Genomic DNA, 26,996 nt, shown 5'->3' on the forward strand with positions numbered 1-26,996 from the left:
CGTCGCTGTCGCGCACCGGTTCAACTCACGCGCTCGCCGCATAAGCGTTCGTCGCGCTCACGATCTCATGCACGATGCCGGGTTCACTCGCCGCGTGTCCCGAATCCGGCACGATGCGCAACTCGGCCTTCGGCCATGCTCGCGCCAGATCCCACGCATTCTTCAAGGGTGTTACCACATCGTAACGACCGTGAATGATGGTGCCCGGCAGATGCGCGATGCGGCCAGCGTCTTCGAGCAGTTGGTTGTCGCTGCGGAAGAACCCTCGGTTCATGAAATAGTGGCACTCGATGCGCGCGAAGGCGAGCGCGTAGAATTCGCTGCCGAACTGGTTCACGCGCGCCGGATCGGCGAACAGCGAAAGCGTCGTCCCCTCCCATATGCTCCAGGCGCGCGCTGCCGCGAGACGCTCCGCCGCGTCGCTGGAGGTCAGGCGCCGATGATAGGCCGCGATCATGTCGCCGCGCTCGGCGGGCGGGATCGGCGCTTGATACGCCTCGAACGCGTCGGGAAACAGCCAGCTCGTTCCCTCCTGATAGAACCAGTCGAGCTCGGCGCGGCGCAGGAGGAAGATGCCGCGCAGCACAAGCTCGCTCACGCGTTCGGGGTGCGTCTCGGCATAGGCGAGCGAGAGCGTCGAACCCCATGAGCCGCCGCAGAGCTGCCAGCGGTCGATGCCGAGATGCACGCGCAGCCGCTCCATGTCGGCGACGAGATCCCATGTGGTGTTTTCGTCGAGGCATGCATGCGGCGTCGAGCGTCCGCAACCGCGCTGATCGAACAGCACGATGCGATATTTCGACGGATCGTGATAGCGGCGCATGGTGGCGTTGCAGCCGCCGCCCGGCCCGCCATGGACCCAGACGGCGGGTTTTCCGCGCGGGTTGCCGCACTCCTCGAAATAGATGTCGTGCCGGTCCGAGACCTTGAGCCAGCCCGTACGATAGGGTGGAATGTCGGGAAACAGAGGCAGCCGCCCGACGGTCGAGCCGGGCGTGGGCGGCTTGGGGGACTCGGCTTGGCGCATGCAGGCCTCCGGGTGAACCGGAGGAAGCGCCTCCGATTCGGGCATCCTAGAGCGTTATCGCTTCCGATGAAATCAAAAGCGCGCTCCAAGTTCTTGTTAGAGCGTGATCTTATCGCGAAACCGGCGTTCCCTTTTGCGGATTACGCGCTGGAGCCTTTCACGTTTCCTTGACGCGAAAACGCCGCCTCATCCCACCTCACAGCGTCGGCTTGGTGCGCGATGCCAACCGCACCATGCGCGATTGCAGCGTCTCGCCCGCCGGAACGCGAAGATCTTCCACGGCTTCCAGCGCATGCGCGTCGGGAGTGCCGAAGAGCAGGCTCACAATCGCCGCCGAGACGAAACTCACGGGCACGCCGATGGCCGCGGCGTTCAGCGAGTCGATACCGAACAGCGGCGCGCCTGACGCGTTCAGATACAGCGCCGTGACCGCGAAACCCGTCACCATACCGGCCAGCGCGCCTTTCGCGGAGAGCCTGCGCCACCACACCGACAGCACGAGCACCGCGAAGAATGTGCCCGCCGCGAGCGAGAGGGAGACCATCGCCCAGCGCAACGGATCGACGTGGCCTTGCGCCAGAAAGTAAACGAAGATCCCGAAGACGATCATCGAAAGCCGCGCCACGAGCAGGCGGCGAGCGGGCGACGCGTTGCGTCTCAGGGTTCCGTGATAGATGTCGTCGCTGACGGTGTTGGCGAGCGCCACGAGATGCCCCGCCGCGCAGGCCGCGATCGCCGCAAGAAGCGCGGCCGCCGCGAGCCCGAAGAACACGCGCGGCAGTTGGCCCGCCATCGGCAGGATGAGGGCGAGGCTGTCCGGCTGGAAGGTGACGCGTTGCGCGCCGCCCAGCTGTTCGAACTGATTGCCGGGCAGTGAGATGAAGCCAAGTTGCTGCAAGGCTCTCGCCCACGCGGGCAGGTCGGAAACCGGCACGCCGATGAGCGCCTCGACCGCCATCGCTTTCGTGAAGAAGGCATAGGCCGGGATCGTAAGCACCACGAACGCGCCGATCATCGTCACCCAGCCGAACATGCGGCGGCTGGCGAGGATCGTGGGCGTTGTTGAAAGCCTCGGCAGGAAGGTGGGGTGCGACGCGACACCAACGGCGAGACAGAAGATCAGAAGAACGAAATCGAATGGCGAAAGGGCGCTGAACATGCGCTCGGCGGGCCGTGTCACCGGCTGGGCGCCCTGACCGGGCAGGACTTCGCTCAGCGTCTTCGGCCGCGTCGTGGTGATGAAGCCCTTCGACGCCTCGCGCTCCTTGATCTCCTCAAGCTGGCCGCCATAGGTGAGCTGCGGAAGAGGCAGGTTCGTCCGTATCACCGACACGACGATGAGCGGGGCGACCAGGCCGAGCACCACCACGAACTGCGCGCATTGCGTCCAGGTCGCGGCGCGCATGCCGCCCAGCACGACGGCGATGACGATGCTCGCCACGACAAGCAGCGTGAAAAGTGACGCGGGGGAAAGATCGATGCCGAGCGCCTGAGGTGTCGGCAAGAGGTAGCCGACGATATTCCCGCCGAGCGCAACTTCAGCCACGATGGCGATGAGGCACGGCGCAATCATCAGCACCGACGCCGTCAGCCGGATGGTTTTTCGCCCGAAGCGCAGATGTAGGAACCCCGGCACCGTGTATGCGCCCGCCTTCCTCAGATGCGGTACGAACAGCACCGCCATGAGCACAAGCCCCGCGAAAAGCCCGACCGGAATGGCGATGGCGTCGATGCCGATGAAGAAGAACGCGGCGATGCTGCCCGCGAGCAGGCTGCCGCCGAACACCATGGCGTTCAGCGCGAGTGCGTTGTAGAGCGGCGGAACGCGTTCGCCTGCGACGAAAAAGTCATCGACGGCGATCGTGCGGGTCATGAAGCCGATAGCGATGTAGAATAGCGCTGGCGCAACCACGATGACGTGATCGATGGTCAGCGTCGAAAGGCCGAGCTGTTCGAGCACCACGAGCATCAGGACGAGGCAGGTGTAAGCGCTCGCGAAGATCGCGAAACTGGAGCCGAGCTTCGGGTTTACGGCGGGCGTGCTGTAATTGAGCGTCATGTCAGAACTGGATGGTCATGTTATGGACGCGGTCCGCGCGCTGCTGCCCGCCAAAGAAGCCGTATATCAGGATCGCGAGCAAAATCACCGCCCCATGTGCGAGCAGGAAATAGCCCAGCGGAAACCGCAGGAAGCGGTACGCGTTGAGCTCGGGGATGAAAAAAGGAAAGACAATCATGATCACGGCGAGTGTCACCGTCATACCGAGGCTGATCCGCGAGATACTTCGCCAATAAGCTTGCTTAACGTCGTCATCGGACATAGTTTTGCAGTCTCATTACATCTTTAGTTCAACCCCGGGAATCGGTCCTTGCCATCCTATCTGAAACCGAGAGCCAAGCAAGGCATGCACGCCAAGCGCGACTTGCGTCCCAGGAAGAAGGCGGGCGGCGCGAGTGGCCCGATTGTGGCGACCAAGCGATGAGCGCTTATCATGTCATCATTGCGGACGATCATCCGCTTTTCCGCGATGCCCTCAAGCAGACGTTAGGCTCGTCTCTGGATGGCGTCAGCATCACCGAAGTGGATTCGGTCGAGAAGCTGCTCGATACGCTTTCGGCCAGTCCGGGCGCGGATCTCGTGCTGCTCGACCTGAAAATGCCGGGCGAGAAGGGCGCGGCTTCGCTGTCCGGGCTCACCGGCCTCATGTATCTTCGGAGCCAGCATCCGCAGATCCCCGTTGTGATCGTCTCGGCGACCGATAATACGAGCATGATTCGCCGCTGCGCCAATCTCGGCGCGTCGGGCTTCATATCGAAGTCGCTGCCCGTCGACCGTATCCGGCAGGCGGTGAAGACCATTCTCGACGGCGGCATCTGGTTCACCGATGAGATGCAGGGCGAGGGCGGCCCCGACGAACTCGGCGAGATGGCCGCGCGGCTCGCGACGCTCACGCCGCAGCAGGTTCGCGTGCTTTCGATGCTGGGCAAGGGGCTTCTCAACAAGCAGATCGCCTACGAGCTTTCCGTCTCTGAAGCGACCGTGAAGGCGCACGTTTCGGCGATCCTGCAAAAGCTCGGCGTCGACAGCCGTACGCAAGCCGTGATCGCGGTCAACCGGATCGCGGCGGTCGATGAAGCGGACGGGACCGAAGGAGCCTAGAAGCTCCCGTTCGCCGGGAAGCGATCAGGCTTCACCCTTCCCACTTCTAAGTCTCTGTCGGCAAACGCTTTCGCGGTTCGTGAAATCGCGTGAGCGGTTCGCGCGCGTCGATCGCGGCAAGGTGAACAGCCGCTCCCCGATCGCGAGGCTTTCAGACTTTCGCGATGTCCGAAGCGGCGTGGGCGCTCGGGCGCTCGGTCACTTCCAGCCTTTCCGGCCGCCCCGCAGCGAACGGGTTTTCGTGGTGCTTCAATTCCGCCTCGATCTCGTCGAGGCTCCACGGCGTGAAATCATGCGCGTCCGCCGCCACGTCGAGGCTAAGCCCTAGCGGCGCGTGGTTTAGCCGACCATGCACATGGCCAAACAGGTGCCAGCTTCCCGTCCACGACCCATTCCACTCGCGCATCGGATAATGGCACAGCACGATGTTGTGCCCGCCCGCGTCAATCTCGCGGATGAGGCTCACGCTTGCGAAAAGCCTGGCGTGGTGCTTCAGCGTCTCCGTGTCGTGATTGCCCTGAACGAGGTGGATCGTGCCGTTGAGCCGCTTCAGATACGCATCCGCGCCGATAAAATTGCGAAAGCAGAAGTCGCCGAGGTGGTAGACGGTGTCGCCTGGGCCCACGCGCTCGTTCCATCGCGCGATCATCGCCTCGTCCATTTCGGTGACGCTCGCGAAGGGGCGATTGCAGGCCTGGATAATGTTCTGGTGACCGAAATGCGTGTCGGAAGTGAAGAATAATGTCATCGCTGCACCTCGTCCGGGAGCGCCTCACGGCGCTTGAGCCCGTTTCGATCCGAAGCATCGCAATCCGACCGGTATCAGAGCGTGAAAAGACGGATCGGATCGGTTGCACCAACCGGAAGCGGCTCGGAACTCAGGAGCCAAGCTGTCGCTGCTCCGGCTCGGTCTGACATTTAGGAGCGGCTTAACGAATTGCAAATGACGACGTTGTTTCGAGCGCGAGACGGCCGCTCAGCGCGGATCAGCCGGTGACGATACCCAAGGCGGGCATGCTTTCAGAGCGCGCCGAGGCTTCAGACGTCTTTTCACGAAGCGGACACTCGCCCACGCGGAAAAAATGCGCCCGAACAAAATGCCCTAGTGCACTGACGCAAACATAGGATTCACAAAGCAGACGAAGCAAGGCATGCTTCAGGCATGGCTCAAACCGTCTGCATCCTTCTCTCGTCCGAAGACCGCTCACGTTTGGCGGCGGTCATCGGGGACCGCAACAGCCCGCAGAAGCACGCGCAGCGGGCAAAGATCGTGCTTCATTCTGCTGAGCGCCGTTCCGTTTTCGACGTCGCCCGCTTAAGCGGCGTCAGCCGGCCAGCCGTATGGCGTTGGCAGCGGCGCTACGCCGAAAAAGGGGTGGACGGGCTGTTGCGCGACCAGACCCGCAAGCCAGGCAAGCCGCCTTTGTCAGCGAAGAGCGTCGCGAAAGTGCTGGCGCTGCCGTGTTCCGAGCCCCCCGGAAACGCCACGCATTGGACCGGACGCGCTGTCGCCAAGGCGGCGGGCGTCAGCTTGCGCACGGTGCAGCGCATCTGGGGAGCCCACCGCCTTCAGCCGCACCGCTTGCGCACGTTCAAGAAGTCGAACGATCCCGCCTTCGCCGAAAAGGTCGAGGATGTGGTGGGCCTCTACATGAGCCCGCCCTGCCATGCCGTGGTCCTGTCCATCGACGAGAAGAGCCAGATCCAGGCGCTCGACCGCACTCAACCGGGCCTGCCGTTGAAGCCCGGCAAATGCGCGACCATGACCCACGATTACAAGCGCAACGGAACCACCACGCTGTTCGCCGCACTCAACGTGCTGGATGGAACCGTGCTCGGCCGCTGCATGAAGCGCCACCGCCATCAGGAGTTCATCAAATTCCTCAACGCCGTGGAGCGCAAGGTCCCAGCCGGCAAGATCATCCACGTCATTCTGGACAACTACGGAACCCACAAGCATCCCAAGGTGGACGCCTGGCTGGCGGATCATCCGAGGTGGGTTTTTCACTTCACGCCGACCTCGGCGTCCTGGCTGAACGCGGTCGAAAACTTCTTCTCCGCCATTACCCGGCGGCGCATCCGTCGTGGCGTCTTCAAATCCGTCGCCGACCTCGAAGACGCCATCAAGCGCTACATCGCCGATCACAACCGGAACGCAAAACCCTTCGTCTGGACCAAAACCGCCGATGAAATCTTCGACAAGCTCAACCGCCTCAATCTGCACCTTCTGAATGAGTCAGTGCACTAGACAGGGACTTTGCGTAAATCGGTGACGCGCGCCCCCTCCCGAGCAAGCGCGCTGTGTAGAGCAGCCCCGCTATGGCTTCTCGCATTTTCTTGGTGAGCGGCTTCGGTCCCTCGCGAAGAGCGGCGAATTGCTTCTCAATCTGCACCATGGCCGCCGCGTGGCGCTGCTTCACGAGAGCGGGGTCGCGTGTTCTGAGTGAGAAAGTTACCTCGCCACCGAGCTTCGCCGACACCAGCAGATCGGCCGCGTCGGGGGTTTCAGCCGGAAGCTTGATGGTGACGCGCTTACCCAAAGCCGCCTTCCGAATGTCAGCAGGAACGCGCTTGCGGAAGTGCGGAAAAGTGGTGCTGGAGCGTGTGGAAGGACGAGCCATTGCTAAGACCATGTGGAGCACCCCTGTGTAGCAGTGGGATGCCGAAACATGCAATGGCGTCAAATCTCTAAGCCGTTACAGATGCTTAGAGGCATGGTGGTGCCGCTTGCGTGACTCGAACACGCGACCCCCTCATTACGAATGAGGTGCTCTACCGGCTGAGCTAAAGCGGCGATGCGGGGAAACCCGCGTGACATGCATAGCAACGGACTTCTCGCGGTGCAAGCCCGCTTTGAACAAATTTTGGCGGACCATCGGATGGAATTATCAATCGTCAACGGCTGGCCGCTCAGCGCGTACTCGTTGGCCTCCTGCATGCCGCGCCAGAGTTCGGGATCACCAGGATCGTCCTCAAGATGCTCGGCGAACTGGCGAGGGACGTCTGCTTCTTCTCGATAGGCGTTTTGGCGGTTTCGTTGATCTGATCCTCCAGCGCGAGGGTATCGTCACCGACGAGCGAAGCCGAATGCTACTCCTCGCAGACGCCGGACGAGCACTCGTCGAGGCTGCACGTAAGCTTGAGCGGAACGCGCGTGGTGACTACGCTCCCGACCCTACGGCGCAGCGTTTTCCTGAATGGAAAGGCGCGGCTGATGGGGAGGTGAAACCTCTCGCAAGTGTCAGCTTCGATGAAGTCTTCGAGCGCTGGAAGCGGGAGCGCACTCCCGCCGCGAGCACCGTCTCCACCTGGAAAGGCTACGTAAAATCTGTCGTGGCTCACCTCGGCCACAACGACATGGCGCGTGTTAGAAAGGACGACGTGTTGGCCTGGAAGGACTCTCTCATCGAGCAAGGCTACTCGGCCAGCAGCCTTCAGGTTGGCCGAATTGCAGCCATCAAGGCGCTTTTCGGGTTTGCCGTGGACAACAGGCTCGTGCCCGCAAACCCTTTCGATGGCATGAAACTGCGTCAGAAGCGGCGGGCGGGCACCCGGATGCAGCCTTACACAGACGATGAAGTTGCCCGCATTCTATCGCTGTCTTCCCGAGAGACCGTGCCTTCGCGCCGCTGGTTGCCTTGGCTCATGGCTTTAAGCGGCGCGCGCGTGGCGGAGCTTGCGCAGCTATGGGGAGGACGTGTTCTCAAAGTGGACGGCGTTCACGTTCTCCGCCTCACCCCAGCCGAAGACGGTGGATCGCTGAAAAACGAAGGATCGGAGCGCGACGTGCCGATTCATCCCGCGCTGATTGAGCAAGGTTTCCTCGATTTCGTGATCGAAAAAGGCGATGGCCCGCTGTTTTATGGAAAAGCGACGAGAGCGGCGAAAGGCGGCCGCCACGCGAGCAAAGGCGTTTCTAACCATCTCGCCACGTGGATCAGGAAGCAGGGCTTCACAGACAGACGAAAGGCTCCTAACCACGCCTTCCGCCACTGGTTCAAAAGCGCCTGCCTTCGGGTCGGTGTGCAGGACAGCGTCGCCGACGCGATCCAAGGTCACAAGGGAAGCCGTGGCGAGGCCGACCGCTACCGCCATGCGGACATCAAGACCATGGCCAAGGCTATCGCCATCATCGGGGTGCCGAAAGAACAGCTCCGAAACTAAGGCCAGAAGCGGACCAGAAGCACGATAGGTAACACCAAAAACACAGGGCTCGGAGGACGGAAGCGGCGAACTTTCCCAAGGACAGCGGCACCGAGGCGGTTCAGTAGACGCGGTAGAGTTTAAGTCTTCAGCGTCTACTGCTGGGGCAAACCTCACAAAGCGCCTGCCTGGTCTACTGCGCGTAGCTCGGCGTGGCCTTGATGCCTTTGTCGGTGGCGATGCGATACACGCTGCTTCGCCCGATGCCGAGCCGACGCGCTACCTCGGTCGGCGACACACCAGCCTTGAGCAGCGCCTCGACCTCGGCCGCCTTCGCCTGCGCGGTGGGCTTCCGGCCCTTGTACTTGCCATCCGTCTTGGCCTTCGCGATGCCCTCACGCTGCCGTTCCAGCATCATCGCGCGCTCGAACTCGGCCACCGCGCCCAGCACCTGGAGCATGAGCTTGCCGGTCGGCGTCGTCGTGTCAAGGTTCATGGCGAGGATGCGAAGGCCAGCGCCACGCGCCTCGATGGCGGCCACGATCTCCATCAGATCCCGCAGCGAGCGCGCCAGCCGGTCCAGCTTCGTGACGACGAGCACGTCGCCCGCGCGGATGTAGTCCAGCGCCGCCACAAGCTCCCCGCGTTCGGCCACGCTGCTCACCTGCTCCACGAAGACCTTGTTGCAGCCAACCGCCGCAAGCTCGCGCTCCTGTGCTTCGAGGCCCGCAACCTGCTCCGTGGTCGAGGTCCGCGCGTATCCCACACTCACCATGTCCGCCCCCAATCTGTTCCACACACGTCTTAGACGTGGTCCTGACCGTGTGCCAAAACTCGAAAAACTACTCGTGTGGGACAGCTATAGCATGGCTTTGGAACATCCCGCAAGGGCATGCCCTATTTGGAACGGCTTATGGAGGTTGTGTTTATCGCCGGACCCAGTCCGCCCAGCACCCGGATAAAAGGAGGAAGAGGCAATCGATCTAAACGGCGTGCGACGCGAGCGATGGTCAAACCGAAGGTGGTCAGCCTCTGTATAGGTAACGCTGCACGTTGATAAAGGCTTGGCGGATTGAGAGCATGTCCCCCAGCTTCGATTTCGCGTCCTCGAAGGTGCCGTAGCGTGCTTTCAGCAAGTCCCCGAGTTTGCGCGGAGAGAGTTCGGTCTCTCCAACGGTTTCATAGGCTTTCAGCACGTCAAGAAGAAAGTCTCGCATTGGGGCGGTGTCAGCGCCGTCCAGACCGCCGTTTCTTGCGGCGTTCGCACGATCAGAGCGGGTTTTCGGTGGCGTCGTGAACCGGATGTAGGCGAGAACGTCAAACAAGTCGCTGTTTGGGGCATCGATCAGACGCCGCATATCGGCCAATTGGTCGGCACCATAGCCGCGCTGTTCCAGCAAGGTCACGAAGCGTTCGCGCTCGTCCGGATCGCTCCACTTCCCACGCAACTCGTCCTCATCGTCGATCATGCCAGACAGATCGCCAAACAGACTCTCCATGAACTGTTGGGCCGTCATCGGCTTGCCGCCCGGTCCCCAATAGCTCGTCGCGGCGATGTATTGAATGAGCCGTTCCTTGCCGTCTGCCAGCTTGATAACCAGCTTGGGCTTTGGCTCGTCATCTCCGCCTTCCTCGCCACCTTCAGGCGGTTCCGGTGGCTCGGGTTTTTCGGGTGGTTCAGGTTTGGGCGGCCGCGGTCGCGGCTCTTCCGGCGGCAGCGGTTCACCGTCCCACTCGGGATCGTTGAACTTCTCATGCGCTTTCACGAAGTCGTAAATCGTGAAGAAGTCTTTCCGGTCGTAGGTTCGCGTTCCTCGCCCGATGATCTGCTTGAACTCGATCATCGACCGTATCGGCCGCATCAACACGATATTGCGGACGTTGCGCGCATCCACGCCGGTCGAGAGCTTCTGCGAGGTTGTCAGGATCGTCGGGATGGTCTTGTCGTTGTCCTGAAAGTCGCGGAGATGCTGTTCACCCAGCTTGCCATCATCGGCGGTGACACGGTGGCAGTAGTTGGGATTCGAGCTGGTCTTGATCTGGTTGATGTAGTTGCGCACCCGAAGCGCGTGTTCCTGTGTGGCACAGAAAACCAGCGTCTTCTGGCGCTGATCGATCTCGGACATGAACTCGGCCACGCGGCTTCTCTCGCGGCCCTCGATCACGATGCGGGTGTTGAAATCGGCCTCTGTGTATTTGTCTTTCTCGACCTCGCCCGAAATGATTTCGTCGGTGCCGTCCCACACATATTCGTCAATCGTGCTGGCCATCTGGCGCACCTTGAAGGGTGTCAGGAAGCCATCCTCGATCCCCTCTCGCAGCGAATACACATAAACCGGCTCGCCGAAGTAGGCGTAGGTGTCGGCATTGTGCTTGCGGCGGGGCGTAGCGGTCAGGCCGAGCTGCACGGCGGGAGAGAAATATTCCATGATCCCGCGCCAGTTGCCCTCATCGTTCGCGCCACCTCGGTGGCATTCGTCGATGACGATGAAGTCGAAGAAATCGGGCGGATAGCCTTCGTAACTCGGTTGGCCGTCGCCGGTCATGAAGGTCTGGAAGATCGTGAAGAAGACGCTGGCATTCTTCGGCACTCCGCCTTTTTTGCGGAGCGTGTCCGGATCGATCCGGGTGATCGCATTGGGGTCGAAGGCCGAAAAGGCGTTGTAAGCCTGATCCGCGAGGATGTTGCGATCCGCCAGAAACAGGATGCGTGGGCGGCGCGTCGGCTCGCCGGAGAGGTTCCAACGGGCGTGGAACAGCTTCCATGCGATCTGGAAGGCGATGGAGGTCTTGCCAGTGCCGGTAGCCAGCGTCAGCAGCACGCGCTTCTCGCCCCTGCCTACGGCTTCCAGCACGGCATTGATGGCGTTGTGCTGATAGTAGCGCAGTTCCCACTTGCCACCCGCCACCTCGAACGGCACCGCCCCGAACCGTTCGCGCCAAAGGCTGGCTTCCGCAAAGCATCGCTCCCAAAGCTGACCCGGCGTCGGAAAAGGCTGGTTCAAATCGCCTTCCGCGCCGCCGATCATGTCGGTCTCGTACCAGCCGAGACCGTTGGTGGCGTAGGCGAACCGCGCCTTGAGCCGCCCGGCATAGTCCTTGGCCTGAGCGACGCCGGTGGTGTGATGTAGGCCCGCCCGCTTGGCCTCGATCACGGCGAGCTTCTGGTCTCGGTAGATCAGCACGTAGTCGGCGGTGAGCTGTTCGCCTCGCTTGCCGCCCGGCATGATGCGACCGGGGCAGATCACTTCGCGCCGGATACGGGAGCCTTCGACCGAACCCCAGCCCGCAGCGGCAAGAACCGGGTCGATCCGGTTGGCCCGCGTGTCAGATTCGGTTTCGCTCTCGAACATGCGACGAGCTTAAGCTAGGTCAATTCGCCTGAGAAGGCTTTTTGCAGGAGGGATTGGCGGAGGGAGTTTATAGATCCCGACTGCGCGATGTATGCCCTTGCCAAGTCGGCAATGTGGACCTCGATCTCTTCCAAGGTGTCGGCTATCGCACGCTGCGATGCGAGATCAGCAGGGAACCATATTGTCTCTTTCTTCAGATGGCTGAAATGACGGGCGTAGCCCTTCCCCGCTAACGGAATGCTGCGAAGCGCGTAGTAATAGAACTTCGGCTCAATTTGTGAAATGGGCGCGAGAAGCTGCGTGCCATCTGCCCCGACCACGAAGTCAAAATCAATGTATTTCAGGTGGCGCGTATGGTCACCGAAAACGACGATTGGTCTTTCTACCCGCACCAAATCTGCATCGTCCTCCCAGTAGCCACTGATGAAATCCGCCTCTTGAGAAACTATGGGGTATCGTCCTTCGCTGAGATAATCTTTGCACTGAACTTTAGAAGGAATTTTCGTTCGTCTATATGAATTTTCAACAAGGCACTGCTGCCAATCGCCGTTCCCCGATTTGAGCCTTTCCGCGATAGTGACTTCAAGCAATTTCCGTGCGTCGGCGAGGTTGGCTTCGGCGTTGGCGCGGGCGCGGGAGAGGCCCGCGAAGGCTTCATCCAGAATCGCAACAATCCGCGTCTGTTCGTCCATCGGTGGGAGCGGGATTTGCAGGTTTGTAACGTGTTCGCGGGAGATGCCGGGTATTGCTGCGCCGTTGGCCAGGGAGGCGAAATGCGCTCCGTGAGCACCTAGCAGAAGGTGCAGGAAGTCCGCATCAATTCCCTTGGCTCTAACGGCCATTATCTGGCGGCTGATCGCAACCCTGCCACGGCGCAGACGGTTGATCTTGCCGACACCTGAACCTTTAACCGTTAAGAGTATGTCCCCTGGATCGGCGAACCGTTTGGGCTTTTCGGTCCATTTGGATATTAGTGGCTCATCTCTGCCGAAATCCGAAGGACCTGTGATGTATCCAACGCCGTGCCCGTCGATATTGTAGTCAACCGCGTCGATATGCTGGCCGGAAATCAGTTCGATGAAGTCGCCTAGTGGCCTAACCTCCCACCCAACCTTCACAGCAGCCCCCTTATCCGCTCAAGGATTTCCGCCGTCTCGGCATCGCGGGCAAGGATCGCGTCGATGATCTCCTCGGGGCTGCGCATGGCCTCGGCTTCGGGCGCGTTCGGGTTCTTCACCGACAGATCGAACGTCTTCGCGTCGACTGTGGCGATGTCCACGATCCACGATTTCGGGCCGGTCACGAAGCCGCGCTGCAACTCGACAAACTCGGCCATGTCGTCGTCGTTCAGCGGGTTCGTTTTGCCCATGCTGCGGCCCGGAACAAGCTGGTAATACCAGATGCGCCGCGTGGCCTCGCCCTTCTGGAAGAACAGCACCACCGTCTTGACGCCCGCCCCCTGAAAGGTGCCCTGCGGGCAATCGAGGATTGTGTGGAGGTTGCAGCTTTCCAGAAGCTCGCGCCGCAGCGCCACGCTGGCGTTATCGGTGTTGGACAGGAAGGTGTTCTTGATGACCACCGCTGCCCGCCCACCGGCTCGCAGCTTGCGGATGAAGTGTTGCAGAAAGAGATAGGCCGTCTCGCCCGACTTGATGGGGAAGTTCTGCTGCACCTCGCGCCGCTCGCCGCCGCCGAAAGGCGGATTGGCCAGAACGATGTCGTGTCGGTCTTTCTCCTGGTAGTCGAGCACGTTCTCGTTGAGCGAGTTCGTGCGAACGATGTTCGGAGCTTCGATCCCGTGCAGGATCATGTTCATGATGCCGATGATGTAGGCGAGCGACTTCTTCTCCTGCCCGTAGAACGTGCGGCGTTGCAGGGTTTCATAGTCGCTGGCGCTGATATTCGGGCGGCGTAGGTAGTCATAGGCTTCGCAGAGAAAGCCCGCCGAGCCGACCGCGCCGTCATAGATCGTTTCGCCGATCTTCGGGGCGACCACCCGGATCATCGCGCGGATGAGCGGGCGGGGCGTGTAATATTCGCCGCCGTTGCGTCCGGCGTTGCCCATGCGGCGGATGCGAGTTTCGTAGAGAGCGGAAAGCTCGTGCTTGTCGGCCTGGGTCTTGAAGTGCAGGCTGTCCACGATCTCCAGCACGTCGCGTAGGATGTAGCCCGAGCGGAATTTCGAGCGCAGTTCGGTGAAGACCTCGCCGATCTTGTATTCGATGGTGTCCGGGCCGGTCGCGCGCTCGTGGAACCTGGCGAGGTAGGGGAACAGGCTGCGATCCACGAAGTCCACCAGATCGTCGCCGGTCAGCGCGGTGTTGTGGTCGAATTGCCCGTTCTTCTTGGGCGCGGCCCATTGGTCCCAACGGATTTGGCCGTCGATGATCGGCTTGTAGTCCTTGCCTTCGAGTTCGGCACGGTCGCGGCGCTCGCTTTCCAGATCGTGGAGGTACTTCAGGAACAGAATCCACGAAGTCTGCTCAACGTAATCGAGTTCGTTGCTGATGCCTTCTTCGGCGCGGAGAGCCTTCTCGATGCTGTTGAATGCGTTCTCGTACATGCGTTCTGCGATGCTTCTTGGGCCGGAGGGAACGGCCCATTGCAATCCGCGGCCACCAGGAATTGGCAGTCCACGCGAGTTGCTGCACCACATCCACGCGGTGATCGCTGTCCGTCGAAAGCGAAGACCGCCGCGCCGTCACGAGAGTCGAGGACGGCCACGGGGGGATTGAGCGCGAAGGCCGCTTGTCCGATTGGACTTTGAATGGCCATAGCAAAATACCCGCACCGCGTCACGCCCGGGCTTCATCTTATGCAAAATGCACTCCCAGAAGGCTGCATAGGCAGCCGTCAGAACTCGTCATGGTCTTCTTCTTCATCGTCTTCAGGAAGGTGGCCGTCCAGCTTCTGGCAAAGCTCTGGGAGATGCCGACCGAAGTAGGCGGCCAAGGCTCGCGCGGCAACGTCGGGACTCTGAGTGAGTGAGCGTCCGAAGGTTTTGCTCAGCTTCTCCGCTACCTCGGCCGCCTTGTCGTCCAGCCATGCTTCTCGTTCGTCGTCGCTCATTGTCTCCAAATTCTGTTTCTTCGTCATCATCACGGCGTGTTGCCAATTGCGCGCATCATAAGCGTCGTTGCCAAGAGCGGTTTTCATGCGTCTCATTTGGGCGACCTGACCGTCGCTCACCCCGGCCGACTCTCTGATCTGCTTCTTTGAGTAGTGGCCGAGGAGCACGAGCCGCCACGCAAAGTTCTGGCGCTCGTAGTTCGTCATCGGCAGCTTGGCCTTGCTGTTGATGCGCCCGGCGACAAGGATGGCTTGCTCGACACTTCCGTTGAAGTAGGAAACCGGCATGTCGTTTCGCTTGGATAGCTTATAGGCTGCGGCCCGGTGATGCCCGTCGATGATGATCGCCTCATCACCTGCCATGACAACAAGGATCGGGTCGAGGTCTCCATTTTGCCCCTTGGCCTTCAGAGCGCGTTCGAGATCCCCGATATGACGTTCGTCCATTCGGCCTTCGTTCATACCGTGACGAGGTTGAAACAAGGCCGGGACCATCATCAACCGCGACATCGGCAGCCGTTCAGGGCGATCTGGTGCGGTCTTCGAGCCGACTTTCTCCTTCACCTTGGCGAGAAGGCAAAGCGGTTGGTAGCTGAGTGCCGCATCGGCCTCGGCTTCTTCTGTATCCATTTTTCTGTGTTCTCCGTGGTGCTGCCTCGTGTCATTCGTGCTCCCCGCGCCTTTGGACGTGGCCCAGGCCTCTGTTGTGATCAGCAACAAGAGCCTGAGCCGTGGCACTGCGGAGGGAAGAGGTCCGCCCAAGTGGCACACGAAAAGCCACACAGAGCGAAGGACACAAAATTGTTGTGTGTCTGTACGGAGGCCACAATCACCGGCGAGGCAGGCAGAGACTGCTACACAGACGCAGCCCACGAGGCTTGCTTTTTGTGAGATTTTGAGTAATATTATCAATGGTCTATGATCGGGATCGCCCAATCACGCAAGCGGCACCACCCAACTCCCTGAAAATACTGGCCCTTTCGATAGTTCCGCCGCTCAGGTTGAGGGCGAGATGTGGAACGGAGTGGAACCAAACTCCACGAAAGGGAACGGTTTCCCCACGAAAAACCCACGACTGAATTCCACTCGCGTTCTCGCGAATCGCGGGCACGCCCCCGCCAGTGACGCTAGTTGCGCGGCATGCGGACACCAACGAGCGATTTTTTTCTCACGTAACGACCTAACTCGACAGGCGAACTGGCAGACGCTTTCCAAGCCGCTTACGGCCCTCGTGTCACTAGGTGAGCTGGCACCATCGCGGCCTGATGCGTGGGCGTATATCGAGTTGTAAAATTTATACCAAAAAAAGCCCGGCATGCGGATCAGGCAGCCGGGATTTAATTACAAAATAGTTACACCAACGGCTTCGAACTCGCAAGTGTCGCTGCATGATGTAGCGCGCTCGCCAACACTGTGCAAGGCAAGAAATGCGCGCGACATCGTCGAATATACGTCGTCATTCCATGCGATTTTCTCAGCGGCGTGACATGAGAAAATCGCAAGAAAACCCTAGGGCCACGGGAATTGCACGGGTTTGCTAGGCACCCTTGTCACGCTCATAAGTAAACAATGTCACGCCATTGAGCAAATCGCGATTGAGCAAAGAAAATCGACTGAAGCGCTATCCGAGATGGCCCGCGCGCTGCATGCCTTGACAGATCAAGAGCGCGGGAGCGCCTCCACCATCACGCAGGAAGCACCTGCGCGCGCGATAACGCACGAGAGGCGCGACGACGCCGAACCAAAGGCCGAAGGCGACTTTGCCACGCTCGTGGAGGACTTGCCCGCTATGGCGCTCCGGGAGCGCTTCCGGGCTGAAGCCAATAGCCATCGCAACATGCTTGACCGCGCAAAATCTCATGGCCGCGTCATCAATCCCGCCTTCCGTGATTTCCGGTCCTTCCTTCGCCATGTGGGACCGATGCCCGCACCCGGATACACCCTCGACAGGATCGACAACGAAGACCCGGAATATGCTCCCGGCAAAGTCAGATGGGCTGACAAGCAAACGCAGAACACGAACAAGGGCGACAGCCTCACCTTTGCGGATGAGAAGGGGCGCACCTTCACAACATCGGAGCTTGCGGGCAAACAGGGCATAGACCCTTCCACGATCCGGCAGCGTGCCGCACGCGGATGGACCGACATGGAAATCATTGCGGGCAAAAAGCAGGATGCCGTCAATGACAACACGAACAGCGATGATGCCTACCGCTCAGAGCGTAGGGCGAACCAAGCGGTAATTCGGGCAGAAAAGAAGCGTGCCGACGCCATCCAAGTCGCAAAAATAGACGAAAACCGTATCAGGCATGACACGGACGATTTGCCCGCTCCACCAACCTATTTTCTGGAAGAGTTTCCAGACATGATCGCGGCCCCCTTCGAAGTCATGTTCAAAGGCTATTGCAAGGCGGCGAAAGAAGGGTGGTGGCCAAAATACAGAAGATATATGACGCCCGAACGGTTCGCTATCCAACACCCCGACTTCCACAAAATGATTGCTGAGGTTGACCCGGATTTTGCTGCCAAGATGCACGATGCTTCCAAGGCAAAGGAAGCACATATAGCCGAGCTATGATATTCACTCAAGCTACGAATAAGGAACGCCCCGTATCTTAAGCGCTCGATCTTCCCGCTAGAGGAAAGGCGTCTCAATGAGAAAAAATGTTATCAAGCATGATGATAGATGGGGGGAAGTTGACCTCATAAAAAAAGATACATACAGGATCGTTATAATCGAGTGGAAAACCAAGCAAACGCGCGATAATACGCACGGATTTACTTGGGAGGTATATTTTCCAAATGCCGTAAGCCCGTATGCTTCAGGAAATGCAACAACTAAATCTGAAGCGGCGCAAGTTTGCTGTAACTTGGATTATTCGAAATTTCGATGAGGAAGATTAGCGCGTCGGACACAATTATATGCCACCACATAAACACTACGTGACTATCTACCGGTAGATGTTTATTTGTCGTGCCATCATCCCCTTTCAATTGGTGCGTGGCATAGATGTTTGGATACAGCTTTTTCAGGTCTAGCAGAAAGACGGCGGAATCACGTGCAATTGATTGCACTGAAATCCGTACAACGCTTGCCGCCCCCGATCAAGACCTGTTCGACATCTTCAGCGCATCTCCCTCTCAGGCGGGAATTTCTGTTACAGCGCAAACGGCCATGCGTTCAAGTGCAGTGCGGGCAGCCGTGGAACCCATCTCCGGCGGCGTGGGCAATCTCCCGCTGATCCTGTATCAGCGCGGCACAGACGGCCCCGCTCACGCGCTATGTCACCCGGCCTACAAGCGCCCTCACGATCAGGCGAACGATCGGACGCACGCAACCGAGTTTGGACCAGCTCACGAGTGAAGGTGCAACGTCGAGGTGGGTCGACAAGAGACATTCGCTCCGGGCGAAGTTCGGGCGAGTTTACCCTCAGCTGCGGACATTGAAGGTTTGATGGAATGGGCTAGCAAAGAAATCAGACCTGGCGTCGGGGTTTAGGCAACTCGTTTTTTCACCGGCAGCACACCGCCAGCCTTGAAGGTGCGCATGGCGAAGCTCGATCTGACGTCGCGGAGGGCAGGCATGGCCAGCAGGCGACGAAGCACCGTTGCCTCATAAGCCGCCATGTCGGGTACGACGACTTCAATCAGGAAATCGACATCACCCGATACCAAATGGCATGCGAACACTTCTGGAATCGCAAGGACGGCGCTGACGAAAGCATCGGCATTCTCAAGTGAATGGCGCTCGACGCGAATGCCAGCAAAAATCGTGAGACCAAGATTGACAGCCTTCCGATTGAGAATGGCTCGATAGCCCTCAATTACCCCCGCCTCTTCCAAAAGTTTAACTCGCCGGGAACACGGGGACGGTGAGAGGCCGACACGATCAGAAAGAGTAATATTCGGAAGACGAGCATCCGCTTGAAGTTCCTCCAAAATTCTACGATCGATTGCGTCTAACGTTGGCGTGACAGGATCACCCATGAAGCCCCTCAAAAGTTGCCATTTATGCCAAATTCTGTGCCATTGACTAGCAAGTTTGGCACCATTCAAAGCCGACTTCAGCGTATTTTGTCACTACTTCACTTCTGCAAGAGGCTGACAATGGCTGACTCCGAGCGCGTCCCAGGATTTTCCACGCGCGCCATCCATCATGACTACGATCCTCTCGATTATCACGGTGCGTTGAACCCGCCGGTGTTCCTCACTTCGACCTTCGCTTTTCCCAGCACTGAGATTGGAACAGAGCGATTCCAGGGTGCAGCCGAGGGGTATATCTATAGCCGCGTCGGCAATCCGACTGTCTCTGTACTTGAGAAGCGCCTCGCTGCCTTGGAGGAGGGCGAAGCGGCGCTCGCTACTTCGTCAGGGATGGGGGCGATTACGGCAGTGATCTGGACGCTGCTTAAGGCTGGAGACGAGATCGTTGCCGACAAGACGCTTTACGGCTGCACGTTCGCGCTCCTGCATCATCAACTCCAACGGTTCGGCATCGTCACGCGGTTCGCCGATCTCACCGATCCAGCAGAATTAAAGGCCGCGATATCGGAAAAAACGCGGCTGGTCTTAACCGAAACCCCGTCCAACCCCAATATGCGCGTGATCGACATCGCAGCTATTGCGGAAATCTGCCAGAAGGCGGGCATTCTATTCGCCGTCGACAACACGTATTGTACGCCGTATCTGCAAAGACCTATTGCGCTTGGCGCCGACATTGTCGTGCACTCGGCCACAAAATATCTCGGCGGCCATGGCGATCTCCTCGCAGGCGCCGTTGTGGCCCGCAAAGAGCACATCGAACAGTTCCGTCTTATCGGCGTCAAGGAGATGAATGGGGCCTGCATTTCTGCTTTCGATGCATTTCTTATCCTTCGTGGGCTGAAGACGCTGAGCCTTAGAATGGGCCGCCATTGCGAAACCGCGCTTAAGATCGCTCACGATCTGGAAAGCCATCCCGCAGTCGAACGAGTCTATTTCCCGGGCCTCGACAACCACCCTCAGAAAGCCCTTGCAAGTCGCCAGATGCGCGGCGCCTTTGGCGGCATGATCGCTATGGAGCTTAAGGGGGGGCTGCCTGCAGGACGAGCCTTCATGAATGCGGTTCAACTCGCCACTCGTGCCGTAAGCCTTGGCGACGCCGAAACGCTGGTCCAGCATCCCGCCTCCATGACGCATGCCACTTACACCGCAGAGGAGAGGAACAAGCACGGCTTTACAGATGGGCTTATCAGGCTCTCGGTGGGACTTGAGGACTATGAAGACATCCGCGTCGACCTAATGAGAGCGCTGGATCAACTCGTACGTTGAAGTTTAATAACGCCTCGACCGTTACTAGTGCACTGACTCATTCAGAAGGTGCAGATTGAGGCGGTTGAGCTTGTCGAAGATTTCATCGGCGGTTTTGGTCCAGACGAAGGGTTTTGCGTTCCGGTTGTGATCGGCGATGTAGCGCTTGATGGCGTCTTCGAGGTCGGCGACGGATTTGAAGACGCCACGACGGATGCGCCGCCGGGTAATGGCGGAGAAGAAGTTTTCGACCGCGTTCAGCCAGGACGCCGAGGTCGGCGTGAAGTGAAAAACCCACCTCGGATGATCCGCCAGCCAGGCGTCCACCTTGGGATGCTTGTGGGTTCCGTAGTTGTCCAGAATGACGTGGATGATCTTGCCGGCTGGGACCTTGCGCTCCACGGCGTTGAGGAATTTGATGAACTCCTGATGGCGGTGGCGCTTCATGCAGCGGCCGAGCACGGTTCCATCCAGCACGTTGAGTGCGGCGAACAGCGTGGTGGTTCCGTTGCGCTTGTAATCGTGGGTCATGGTCGCGCATTTGCCGGGCTTCAACGGCAGGCCCGGTTGAGTGCGGTCGAGCGCCTGGATCTGGCTCTTCTCGTCGATGGACAGGACCACGGCATGGCAGGGCGGGCTCATGTAGAGGCCCACCACATCCTCGACCTTTTCGGCGAAGGCGGGATCGTTCGACTTCTTGAACGTGCGCAAGCGGTGCGGCTGAAGGCGGTGGGCTCCCCAGATGCGCTGCACCGTGCGCAAGCTGACGCCCGCCGCCTTGGCGACAGCGCGTCCGGTCCAATGCGTGGCGTTTCCGGGGGGCTCGGAACACGGCAGCGCCAGCACTTTCGCGACGCTCTTCGCTGACAAAGGCGGCTTGCCTGGCTTGCGGGTCTGGTCGCGCAACAGCCCGTCCACCCCTTTTTCGGCGTAGCGCCGCTGCCAACGCCATACGGCTGGCCGGCTGGCCGGCTGACGCCGCTTAAGCGGGCGACGTCGAAAACGGAACGGCGCTCAGCAGAATGAAGCACGATCTTTGCCCGCTGCGCGTGCTTCTGCGGGCTGTTGCGGTCCCCGATGACCGCCGCCAAACGTGAGCGGTCTTCGGACGAGAGAAGGATGCAGACGGTTTGAGCCATGCCTGAAGCATGCCTTGCTTCGTCTGCTTTGTGAATCCTATGTTTGCGTCAGTGCACTGTAAGCATCCGGTGAGGGCCGCAGCGTGAGCGCTTGCGGTTGATGACTACGCCGCCAGTTGCAAGCCGGGCTGCTTCCATTCCCAGGGCAGCAGCTCATGGAGTCGGCTTTGCGGCTGGCCTGCGATGCGGGCGAGCACATCGGCCAGCCAAGCCATCGGATCGATGCCGTTGAGTTTGGCCGTCATGATCATCGTCATCATAAAGGCGGCCCGGTCGGCGCCGCGATCTGAACCGGCGAAGAGCCACGACTTTCTTCCGAGCGCAAAACCTCTCAGCGCTCGTTCGGCCGAGTTGTTGCTCAGGCAGATGCGGCCGTCGCCAAGGAAAGCGGCGAACCGATCCCAGCGCTTGAGCAGATAATCGATGGGCCTGGCGACGGAAGCCGAGCGCGACAATCGCGAGCGCTCCTCGCCAAGCGAGGTTTTCAGATCGGCCAGAAGCGGCGCGCTTTGCTTCTGGCGCACGCGCAGGCGCTCGCTGGCGGGAAGGCCGTTGATGGAGCGCTCGATGTCGAACAGCGCGTCGATGCGCTTGACCGCTTCCAGCGCAATCGGGGAGATGGCCGGCGCCTGTTTGCCGCGCTTCGCGTTGGCGGCGATGTCAGCCAGTTCGAAGAACTGGCGCCTGGCGTGCGCCCAGCACAGCGCCGAGACGATGGCGCCTTTTTCGCGCGCCGGATCGTAAAGCCCGTTATAGCCGCTATAGGCGTCGGCCTGCAAAATGCCGGCGAAGTCTCGAAGATGGCTCTCGGGATGCTCCTGCCTTCGGTCTCGCGAAGCGTAGTAAAGCGCGGCCGGCGGCGCGGTCCCGCCAAAAGGGCGATCGTCTCTGACATAGGTCCAGATGCGGCCGGTGACTGTCTTGCCTTTCGCCAGGATCGGCACCGTCGTGTCGTCGCCAAACAACCGTTCGGCCGAAAGAACATGGGCCTCGATCAGCGCCTGGAGCGGTTGCAGCGCCGCCATGCAGGACCCAACCTGATCGGCCAGCGTCGAGACGGAAAGTTCGACGCCTTCGCGCGCATACCGCTCGCTTTGCCGGTTGAGAGGCTGGTGCTGGCCGAACTTCTCGAACAAGATCATGGCCAAAAGGCCCGGCCCGGCAAAACCGCGCGGCGTTGCATGAAAGGGCGCCGGCGGTTGCGCGATCGCCTCGCAGCACCGGCAGGAGAACTTCTCGCGCACCGTTTGGATGACTTTCCAGCGGCGCGGAACAACCTCGAGCGTCTCGGTGACGTCCTCGCCGAGCTTCGACAGCTTCGTCGAGCCGCAAGACGGACAACATGTCGGCGCCGGGAGCACCACGCGCTCGCGCGGCAGATGCGCCGGGAAAGGCTTGCGCGATGGATGCTTGCGCGTACGAGGACTGGCGTGCCTTGCGTCCGGGCTGTGGCTGTCTCGGCGAGAAGCTCGTCCTCGGCCGCGGCTGTCTCCAGCTCTTCGAGCTGAAGCTCCATCTGCTCCAGGAGCCGCGCCTTGTGCTCCGAGCGGCTACCGTAAAGCACCCGCCGCAGCTTCTCGATCTCGAGCCTCAGATGAGCGATCAGCGCGTCCGTGCTGGATGTCGCCGCGCGAGCGCGAGCCGCAACGGCCTCGGCGGAAAGGCGGGCGGCGCGCTCGGCGAGGATCATCGCATGCGCGGCGGCAAGGTCGGAAGGAAGAGCGTCAAGCGGCGTGGTCACCCGACAAGAGAATCATGGTTCGCCAACGTTTTCAAAGGCAAACCGTCAGCCAACCGAAGTCGGTCTCCAGGTTTTTTGCGGATTGCGCCAATCGATCCCGGAGAGCAGATAGCCAAGCTGCGCGGGCGAAATCGAGATCGCGCCGTCAGCCGGGCTCGGCCACAAGAACCGGCCTTTCTCCAGACGCTTCGTAAAAAGGCAGGCGCCCTGGCCGTCATGCCAGATCACCTTCAGAAGATCGCCCCGGCGGCCGCGAAAGCAAAACAGATGGCCGCTCAAAGGATCGCGCTGCAAAACCTCCTGGACCTGCAAGGACAGCGACGGGAAGCCCCTGCGCATATCGGTGTGACCCGTCGCCAGCCACACCCGCACGCCGGTCGGAACCGGGATCATGGTCTCCTCCCGTCGGCAATATCGAGAATGCGCTTCAACGCGCCCATGTCGGCGCCGGGGCCAACCCGCACGCGCCGCCCGTTCAAAAGCTCGATCTCGATGCGATTATCGGCGGCGGGCGCGTCACTGGCGCTGTGATCGTAGATCGTGTCGCGGCTCTTCCCTGGCGCCGTCAGAGAGACCGGCAGGAATGCCGGTGCGGGCTCTGGCTTCTCGTCGTTCTTGGCCAGCTTCCGCCAACGAAACAGAAGGCTTGGCTTGATCCCATGCCTGCGGGCGACCGCTGACACATTCACGCCGGGCTGCAAAGCCTCGGCGATGATCGCCTGCTTCTCGTCCTCGCTCCAGCGGCGCCGGGTATCAGCAACTACGGAATACCGGCGGGCAAAAGTATCTCCAGACATAGGCACGGGCATAGCTCCTGTCGCGACAAGCGTCACAGACAAGACCTGTCTCTTACACGCCCCGCAAGGCGGCCCTCAGCGGAGGCTTACAGTGCACTAGCGTCTGGATGACAAGAAAAGTTCTGAAGCAAGAGGCGTGACGAGTACGTTTTTGGCAAGAGGTTACGGACGGCGGCTCAACCTCCAACAGCAGGCGCTTTCCGAAATAGGCCACCTATCTCTTCACGGCCTGTTTCGGTCTTCGCCCGCCGCAGCTGCGAGAGGTTTCCGCAATTTGCCCCCGTGGATTTTGCTTCGGCGCAATCCATGATCGCCTATTGGGCGCGTCTACCCGGGTAGAATCCCTGCATCGGTTGCGTGGAGCAACATTGGAGTCCGTTTCCACCCTGTCGCGCCATTTGGCTATCATTCTTCGAGTAGTAGCGAGGATAAAAGCCCAAATAACAAGCCCCGCCCGGCCGCGCAACCTGTCGAAGGGTGCTCATGAGACACTCAAAGCCCCGTTCACGCATCGGCGACAGAACTGTAGCTATCCCTCAGCGACGATCTTTCTTTCGCGGCACTTGAGAGAAAAGCAGACTGCGTATGCCGCGCCGCCGCCGCATCATCGATTGCCGCAAGAAGTCCGGCATCGAGTGACAGGTTCGCTTTGACCGCGCGCCCTGCTTCATTGAGGAGCGACAATCGCCAAAACCGCTCCTTCTTTCGTTGCCTCCGAAACTTCGACGGCCTAAATTGTGCAATTAATTGCATAAGAAAAGGAAAAAGACCATGAGCTCTTGTCGGCGGACAGGGATGGTAGCACGTGTATGGGCGGTAAGTGTTGGAACCGATGCAGTCTATTTCATGAAACGCGACACTTGGCGTTTGCGTCTCAGAGGAGAGCGGTGCGCACGATGGTTGGACGCCGTGTCTTCGACGCGCTGTGCGGCACCACGGACGAAATCTCACCCCGCGCGCTTCAAGGGCTCGATCTGCGTGAGGGTATCGCCCAAGGCGTCCTCGGCGGTTTCGATCGCATGGCGGGCTTGCAGATTCATCCAGAAGTCCGCCGTCGTGCCGAAGAAGCGCGCAAGGCGCAGTGCCGTGTCGGGCGTCAGTTCCGTCTGCTCGGTCGCGAGACGCTCGATACGAGTGCGTGGCACGCCGATGGCGCGCGCGACAGCGCCTGCGGACAGGCCGAACGGCTTGAGGAACTCCTCGCGCAGAACCTCGCCTGGATGAATGGGGGGAAGCCTGGTCATGCTCGTCCTCTCAGTGATAATCCGTAAACTCCAAGTTTTCCGGGCCTTCCGCCGTCCATCTGAAGCACAGTCGGAACTGGTCGTTGACCCGGATCGAATGCTGGCCGGCGCGGTCGCCCTTGAGGGCTTCGAGCCGGTTCGCGGGCGGGATGCGCAGATCGTCCAGAACGCGCGCGGCATCCAGCATGACAAGCTTGCCCCGCGTCGCAGCGATCAGGTCGGATGGAAAGCCCTTGGGCACGCGGCGGCTCATCAGCGCAGCAAGCCGATCGTCCTTGAAGCTTTTGATCGCCATCGCCGCACCCGCATCTCTCGATGGAATGTATCACGTCATGATACGCGACGCGAGAAGAATGTATCGCGGCGAGATACAAGCGCTCGCTTCTTTCTAGGCGGCCGCTGCTTCTGATAAGCTTCACGCCAGAATTTTTGCATGGGCAGCCGGGCGGGCGGTGCCATTCGACAATCGATTTTTCGCAGGCGGATTTCTTCATCTCGCGGTCGGGCGCGGACGCTGCCATCGCGGAGCGCATCGCGCATATCCTCGAAGACGCGGGCTACCAGGTCATTCTCCAGCAATGGGACTTCGGCAACCGCAATTTCATGCAGGCGATGCACGAGGCACTTGCGAGCGATGCCCGCGTGATCGCGCTCCTGTCGCGTGACTACCTCGAAAGCGACCATTGCCTTGGCGAAGCGCTTAACAAGATCGCTCACGACCCGCTCAACAAGAAATCGCGGCTGATCGTGATGCGTGTCGCGAACTGCACGCCGACCGGGCTGTTCGCCGCGCTCGCCTACTGGGATCTGGTGAAGCTCACTGACCCGGCGCTTCTCCGCGACGTGGTGCTGGCGGCCGTGAAGCCCGGCCGCGCGAAGACGGCGCACGACGCGGCCTCGCCCTTCCTCAAGCCTCCGGGCACGGTGCTGCACGACCACCGCCGAGGGTTACCCCTTCCGCCTGGGCGCTTATTCCATCGGTCATCGTCTTCTGCACACGCGCGTCGCGCACAGCCGCGCGCGCGTTATCCTTGAGAATAGAGGCTTGGCTCCTCAGTGCTTGAAACAGTTTTCCCGGTGCCAGTTCAAGAAATGAGGATGGGGGCGATCGGCAAGTCGTGTTGGTGGGTTAGCCCGACCGCTTTTGTTTATGAAGGCACGAACGCTGTCGATGTCATTTACCTGGCGAGACACCAGTATTTCGAGGTCGTCGGAAAAACTGATCAGGCCACGATCGAACATCCAATGCGCAGTCCCGGAAAGCGCAATGCCGTTATTAACAACATCCGGACCGTTGTGTTCGACCGGCCGAATATGGGCAGCATCAACTTCGGCCCTGCCGCCGCCGTTGATCAGCTTTAGCCCAGTAATCGCGCAGCGCTCGTCATATGCCCGAATGACAATCTTGCGGAAAACGCGATCGCGCAGGATTCGCGAGGTCAACTGTTGCACCCGTTCTCTTGGCGAGTCGAACACGAATGGCTCCTGTGACTCTGCAAAACCTGATAAGGCTTCTGCCGAGCCAACCCTTGGGAGGAGCGGTTCTTGATCGGTGAGACCGCGATCAATGATGCGATTGAAGTCCTGAGGAGAAACAGGTCTCACGGCAGACTGCGCACGCCCAGAAAGCTTGCCGTGTTCATTCAACAGTCCACGCTCGACAGGTCCGTCAGCTTCCTTGAAGGGAACGTGATTTGCGAACTCCAGAAACGATCCAGGCTCAATGAGAGCTAAAAACATTCCAGGCGCTTTGGGGTCTTCGATAACCTGCTGAACGCGTGCGACTGCAAAATATCCACGAGTGCCACTCACCTTGGATGGTTCCAGATAAACGATCCAATCTCCGACACTTTCCTGCACACGGCCAAGATAGTGCTTCGGAAACTGGTATCGTTCAGCGGGGCTGTCGTCGTAGATCGAATCGGATCGGTGGATGAATACGCTGAAGGTCATGATCTGATATTATCGCGCGCTCAAGGCCTTGCCTAGCCATTGGTTGCCTGTGTGAAGCAGCGCGCAATACATTCGAGCCAG

General features: G+C 60.0%; 24 protein-coding genes, 1 tRNA gene and 1 pseudogene. 7 read left to right on the forward strand and 19 right to left on the reverse strand.

Annotated features, from left to right (window positions below; genetic code table 11):
* Positions 1-25 precede the first annotated feature (25 nt).
* From pip to RVAN_RS19285, 3 genes are all read right to left on the reverse strand, one after another.
* Complete coding sequence (gene pip, locus RVAN_RS15720) at positions 26-1,027, reverse strand: prolyl aminopeptidase (protein ID WP_013420701.1); 1,002 nt, start codon at positions 1,025-1,027, stop codon at positions 26-28.
* 196 nt (positions 1,028-1,223) lie between these two features.
* Entirely contained in the window at positions 1,224-3,086 is a 1,863-nt protein-coding gene (locus RVAN_RS15725; RefSeq protein WP_013420702.1) for a sodium:solute symporter family transporter, read from the reverse strand.
* Position 3,087: 1 nt separating this feature from the next.
* The gene (locus RVAN_RS19285; RefSeq protein ID WP_013420703.1) at positions 3,088-3,348 is read right to left on the reverse strand and encodes a DUF4212 domain-containing protein; all 261 of its coding nucleotides are present in this window, start codon (positions 3,346-3,348) and stop codon (positions 3,088-3,090) included.
* Positions 3,349-3,506: 158 nt separating this feature from the next.
* On the opposite strand from RVAN_RS19285, the gene RVAN_RS15735 reads away from it, so the two are divergent.
* Complete coding sequence (locus RVAN_RS15735; RefSeq protein ID WP_013420704.1) at positions 3,507-4,187, forward strand: response regulator transcription factor; 681 nt, start codon at positions 3,507-3,509, stop codon at positions 4,185-4,187.
* 151 nt (positions 4,188-4,338) lie between these two features.
* On the opposite strand, the gene RVAN_RS15740 is transcribed toward RVAN_RS15735, so the two are convergent.
* Complete coding sequence (locus tag RVAN_RS15740) at positions 4,339-4,935, reverse strand: metallophosphoesterase family protein (protein ID WP_013420705.1); 597 nt, start codon at positions 4,933-4,935, stop codon at positions 4,339-4,341.
* A gap of 414 nt (positions 4,936-5,349) precedes the next feature.
* On the opposite strand from RVAN_RS15740, the gene RVAN_RS15745 reads away from it, so the two are divergent.
* Positions 5,350-6,435 (forward strand): IS630 family transposase, encoded by a 1,086-nt coding sequence (locus RVAN_RS15745; RefSeq protein WP_013417725.1) that lies wholly within the window; start codon positions 5,350-5,352, stop codon positions 6,433-6,435.
* Here RVAN_RS15745 and RVAN_RS20330 read toward each other — a convergent pair.
* Both RVAN_RS20330 and RVAN_RS15750 read right to left on the reverse strand, forming a co-directional pair.
* The gene (locus RVAN_RS20330) at positions 6,401-6,820 is read right to left on the reverse strand and encodes a DUF6538 domain-containing protein (protein ID WP_013420706.1); all 420 of its coding nucleotides are present in this window, start codon (positions 6,818-6,820) and stop codon (positions 6,401-6,403) included. The two genes, RVAN_RS15745 and RVAN_RS20330, sit on opposite strands and share 35 nt — an antisense overlap.
* Positions 6,821-6,905: 85 nt before the next feature.
* Positions 6,906-6,981 (reverse strand) — tRNA-Thr (locus RVAN_RS15750).
* A 293-nt stretch (positions 6,982-7,274) separates the two neighbouring features.
* On the opposite strand from RVAN_RS15750, the gene RVAN_RS15755 reads away from it, so the two are divergent.
* The gene (locus tag RVAN_RS15755; protein ID WP_013420707.1) at positions 7,275-8,351 is read left to right on the forward strand and encodes a site-specific integrase; all 1,077 of its coding nucleotides are present in this window, start codon (positions 7,275-7,277) and stop codon (positions 8,349-8,351) included.
* A gap of 172 nt (positions 8,352-8,523) precedes the next feature.
* Here RVAN_RS15755 and RVAN_RS15760 read toward each other — a convergent pair whose 3' ends face one another.
* From RVAN_RS15760 to RVAN_RS15780, 5 genes are all read right to left on the reverse strand, one after another.
* Entirely contained in the window at positions 8,524-9,105 is a 582-nt protein-coding gene (locus RVAN_RS15760) for a recombinase family protein (RefSeq protein ID WP_013420708.1), read from the reverse strand.
* A 250-nt stretch (positions 9,106-9,355) separates the two neighbouring features.
* Entirely contained in the window at positions 9,356-11,683 is a 2,328-nt protein-coding gene (hsdR, locus tag RVAN_RS15765) for an EcoAI/FtnUII family type I restriction enzme subunit R (protein WP_013420709.1), read from the reverse strand.
* A 14-nt stretch (positions 11,684-11,697) separates the two neighbouring features.
* Complete coding sequence (locus RVAN_RS15770) at positions 11,698-12,801, reverse strand: restriction endonuclease subunit S (protein ID WP_013420710.1); 1,104 nt, start codon at positions 12,799-12,801, stop codon at positions 11,698-11,700.
* Entirely contained in the window at positions 12,798-14,246 is a 1,449-nt protein-coding gene (locus tag RVAN_RS15775) for an N-6 DNA methylase (protein WP_013420711.1), read from the reverse strand. The genes RVAN_RS15770 and RVAN_RS15775 overlap by 4 nt, the downstream gene beginning before the upstream one ends.
* A 290-nt stretch (positions 14,247-14,536) precedes the next feature.
* A complete protein-coding gene (locus tag RVAN_RS15780; protein ID WP_013420712.1) occupies positions 14,537-15,382 on the reverse strand; it encodes a ParB/RepB/Spo0J family partition protein in 846 nt (281 codons plus the stop codon).
* Between the two features lie 904 nt (positions 15,383-16,286).
* On the opposite strand from RVAN_RS15780, the gene RVAN_RS19290 reads away from it, so the two are divergent.
* Positions 16,287-17,330 carry a hypothetical protein gene (locus RVAN_RS19290; RefSeq protein WP_049779482.1) on the forward strand — a complete coding sequence of 348 codons (1,044 nt, stop codon included), beginning with the start codon at positions 16,287-16,289 and terminating at the stop codon, positions 17,328-17,330.
* Between the two features lie 624 nt (positions 17,331-17,954).
* Positions 17,955-18,116 (forward strand): hypothetical protein, encoded by a 162-nt coding sequence (locus RVAN_RS20335; RefSeq protein WP_169309568.1) that lies wholly within the window; start codon positions 17,955-17,957, stop codon positions 18,114-18,116.
* A gap of 131 nt (positions 18,117-18,247) precedes the next feature.
* On the opposite strand, the gene RVAN_RS15790 is transcribed toward RVAN_RS20335, so the two are convergent.
* On the reverse strand, positions 18,248-18,739 hold the full coding sequence (locus RVAN_RS15790; RefSeq protein ID WP_013420714.1) for an Lrp/AsnC family transcriptional regulator: 492 nt from the start codon (positions 18,737-18,739) through the stop codon (positions 18,248-18,250).
* Between the two features lie 120 nt (positions 18,740-18,859).
* Between RVAN_RS15790 and megL the strand changes: the two genes are divergently transcribed.
* Positions 18,860-20,062 carry a methionine gamma-lyase gene (gene megL / locus RVAN_RS15795; RefSeq protein ID WP_013420715.1) on the forward strand — a complete coding sequence of 401 codons (1,203 nt, stop codon included), beginning with the start codon at positions 18,860-18,862 and terminating at the stop codon, positions 20,060-20,062.
* Between the two features lie 37 nt (positions 20,063-20,099).
* On the opposite strand, the pseudogene RVAN_RS15800 reads toward megL, so the two are convergent.
* The 6 genes and pseudogenes from RVAN_RS15800 to RVAN_RS15830 all read right to left on the reverse strand — a co-directional run bounded on the left by RVAN_RS15800 (position 20,100) and on the right by RVAN_RS15830 (position 25,257).
* A pseudogene (locus RVAN_RS15800) lies at positions 20,100-21,180 on the reverse strand (IS630 family transposase).
* A gap of 104 nt (positions 21,181-21,284) precedes the next feature.
* Positions 21,285-22,870 (reverse strand): IS66 family transposase gene (gene tnpC, locus RVAN_RS15805; RefSeq protein WP_425337406.1). Its coding sequence is split into 2 segments (ribosomal slippage): positions 21,285-22,616 and positions 22,619-22,870, totalling 1,584 coding nucleotides; the frame shifts between segments, so codons are not numbered across the junction.
* Between the two features lie 96 nt (positions 22,871-22,966).
* Positions 22,967-23,314 (reverse strand): IS66 family insertion sequence element accessory protein TnpB, encoded by a 348-nt coding sequence (gene tnpB / locus RVAN_RS15810; RefSeq protein ID WP_013419097.1) that lies wholly within the window; start codon positions 23,312-23,314, stop codon positions 22,967-22,969.
* Positions 23,311-23,718, reverse strand: coding sequence for an IS66-like element accessory protein TnpA (gene tnpA, locus RVAN_RS21050; protein ID WP_041787200.1), 408 nt, complete (start codon positions 23,716-23,718; stop codon positions 23,311-23,313). The genes tnpB and tnpA overlap by 4 nt, the downstream gene beginning before the upstream one ends.
* A gap of 947 nt (positions 23,719-24,665) precedes the next feature.
* Positions 24,666-24,962, reverse strand: a complete 297-nt coding sequence (locus RVAN_RS15825) for a HigA family addiction module antitoxin (RefSeq protein WP_013420716.1) — start codon at positions 24,960-24,962, stop codon at positions 24,666-24,668.
* Between the two features lie 10 nt (positions 24,963-24,972).
* Positions 24,973-25,257 carry a type II toxin-antitoxin system RelE/ParE family toxin gene (locus RVAN_RS15830; protein ID WP_013420717.1) on the reverse strand — a complete coding sequence of 95 codons (285 nt, stop codon included), beginning with the start codon at positions 25,255-25,257 and terminating at the stop codon, positions 24,973-24,975.
* 134 nt (positions 25,258-25,391) lie between these two features.
* Between RVAN_RS15830 and RVAN_RS19295 the strand changes: the two genes are divergently transcribed.
* Positions 25,392-25,997 (forward strand): toll/interleukin-1 receptor domain-containing protein, encoded by a 606-nt coding sequence (locus RVAN_RS19295; protein WP_013420718.1) that lies wholly within the window; start codon positions 25,392-25,394, stop codon positions 25,995-25,997.
* An 18-nt stretch (positions 25,998-26,015) separates the two neighbouring features.
* On the opposite strand, the gene RVAN_RS19780 is transcribed toward RVAN_RS19295, so the two are convergent.
* On the reverse strand, positions 26,016-26,915 hold the full coding sequence (locus RVAN_RS19780) for an HNH endonuclease (RefSeq protein ID WP_081449501.1): 900 nt from the start codon (positions 26,913-26,915) through the stop codon (positions 26,016-26,018).
* Positions 26,916-26,996: the final 81 nt, after the last annotated feature.

It is taken from the genome of Rhodomicrobium vannielii ATCC 17100 (assembly GCF_000166055.1).
Classification (GTDB): domain Bacteria; phylum Pseudomonadota; class Alphaproteobacteria; order Rhizobiales; family Rhodomicrobiaceae; genus Rhodomicrobium; species Rhodomicrobium vannielii.

What these genes read in the sequence shown, in the direction of transcription:
- RVAN_RS15745 (WP_013417725.1), top strand. Translation starts at nt 5,350, where the DNA reads ATGGCTCAAACCGTCTGCATCCTTCTCTCGTCCGAAGACCGCTCACGT.
- RVAN_RS15825 (WP_013420716.1), bottom strand. Translation starts at nt 24,962, where the DNA reads ATGACCAGGCTTCCCCCCATTCATCCAGGCGAGGTTCTGCGCGAGGAG.
- pip (WP_013420701.1), bottom strand. Translation starts at nt 1,027, where the DNA reads ATGCGCCAAGCCGAGTCCCCCAAGCCGCCCACGCCCGGCTCGACCGTC.
- RVAN_RS15735 (WP_013420704.1), top strand. Translation starts at nt 3,507, where the DNA reads ATGAGCGCTTATCATGTCATCATTGCGGACGATCATCCGCTTTTCCGC.
- RVAN_RS15790 (WP_013420714.1), bottom strand. Translation starts at nt 18,739, where the DNA reads ATGGGTGATCCTGTCACGCCAACGTTAGACGCAATCGATCGTAGAATT.
- RVAN_RS19780 (WP_081449501.1), bottom strand. Translation starts at nt 26,915, where the DNA reads ATGACCTTCAGCGTATTCATCCACCGATCCGATTCGATCTACGACGAC.
- RVAN_RS15725 (WP_013420702.1), bottom strand. Translation starts at nt 3,086, where the DNA reads ATGACGCTCAATTACAGCACGCCCGCCGTAAACCCGAAGCTCGGCTCC.
- tnpA (WP_041787200.1), bottom strand. Translation starts at nt 23,718, where the DNA reads ATGTCTGGAGATACTTTTGCCCGCCGGTATTCCGTAGTTGCTGATACC.
- RVAN_RS15830 (WP_013420717.1), bottom strand. Translation starts at nt 25,257, where the DNA reads ATGGCGATCAAAAGCTTCAAGGACGATCGGCTTGCTGCGCTGATGAGC.
- tnpB (WP_013419097.1), bottom strand. Translation starts at nt 23,314, where the DNA reads ATGATCCCGGTTCCGACCGGCGTGCGGGTGTGGCTGGCGACGGGTCAC.
- hsdR (WP_013420709.1), bottom strand. Translation starts at nt 11,683, where the DNA reads ATGTTCGAGAGCGAAACCGAATCTGACACGCGGGCCAACCGGATCGAC.
- RVAN_RS15760 (WP_013420708.1), bottom strand. Translation starts at nt 9,105, where the DNA reads ATGGTGAGTGTGGGATACGCGCGGACCTCGACCACGGAGCAGGTTGCG.
- RVAN_RS15780 (WP_013420712.1), bottom strand. Translation starts at nt 15,382, where the DNA reads ATGGATACAGAAGAAGCCGAGGCCGATGCGGCACTCAGCTACCAACCG.
- RVAN_RS19285 (WP_013420703.1), bottom strand. Translation starts at nt 3,348, where the DNA reads ATGTCCGATGACGACGTTAAGCAAGCTTATTGGCGAAGTATCTCGCGG.
- RVAN_RS20330 (WP_013420706.1), bottom strand. Translation starts at nt 6,820, where the DNA reads ATGGTCTTAGCAATGGCTCGTCCTTCCACACGCTCCAGCACCACTTTT.
- RVAN_RS15755 (WP_013420707.1), top strand. Translation starts at nt 7,275, where the DNA reads ATGCTACTCCTCGCAGACGCCGGACGAGCACTCGTCGAGGCTGCACGT.
- megL (WP_013420715.1), top strand. Translation starts at nt 18,860, where the DNA reads ATGGCTGACTCCGAGCGCGTCCCAGGATTTTCCACGCGCGCCATCCAT.
- RVAN_RS15740 (WP_013420705.1), bottom strand. Translation starts at nt 4,935, where the DNA reads ATGACATTATTCTTCACTTCCGACACGCATTTCGGTCACCAGAACATT.
- RVAN_RS15775 (WP_013420711.1), bottom strand. Translation starts at nt 14,246, where the DNA reads ATGTACGAGAACGCATTCAACAGCATCGAGAAGGCTCTCCGCGCCGAA.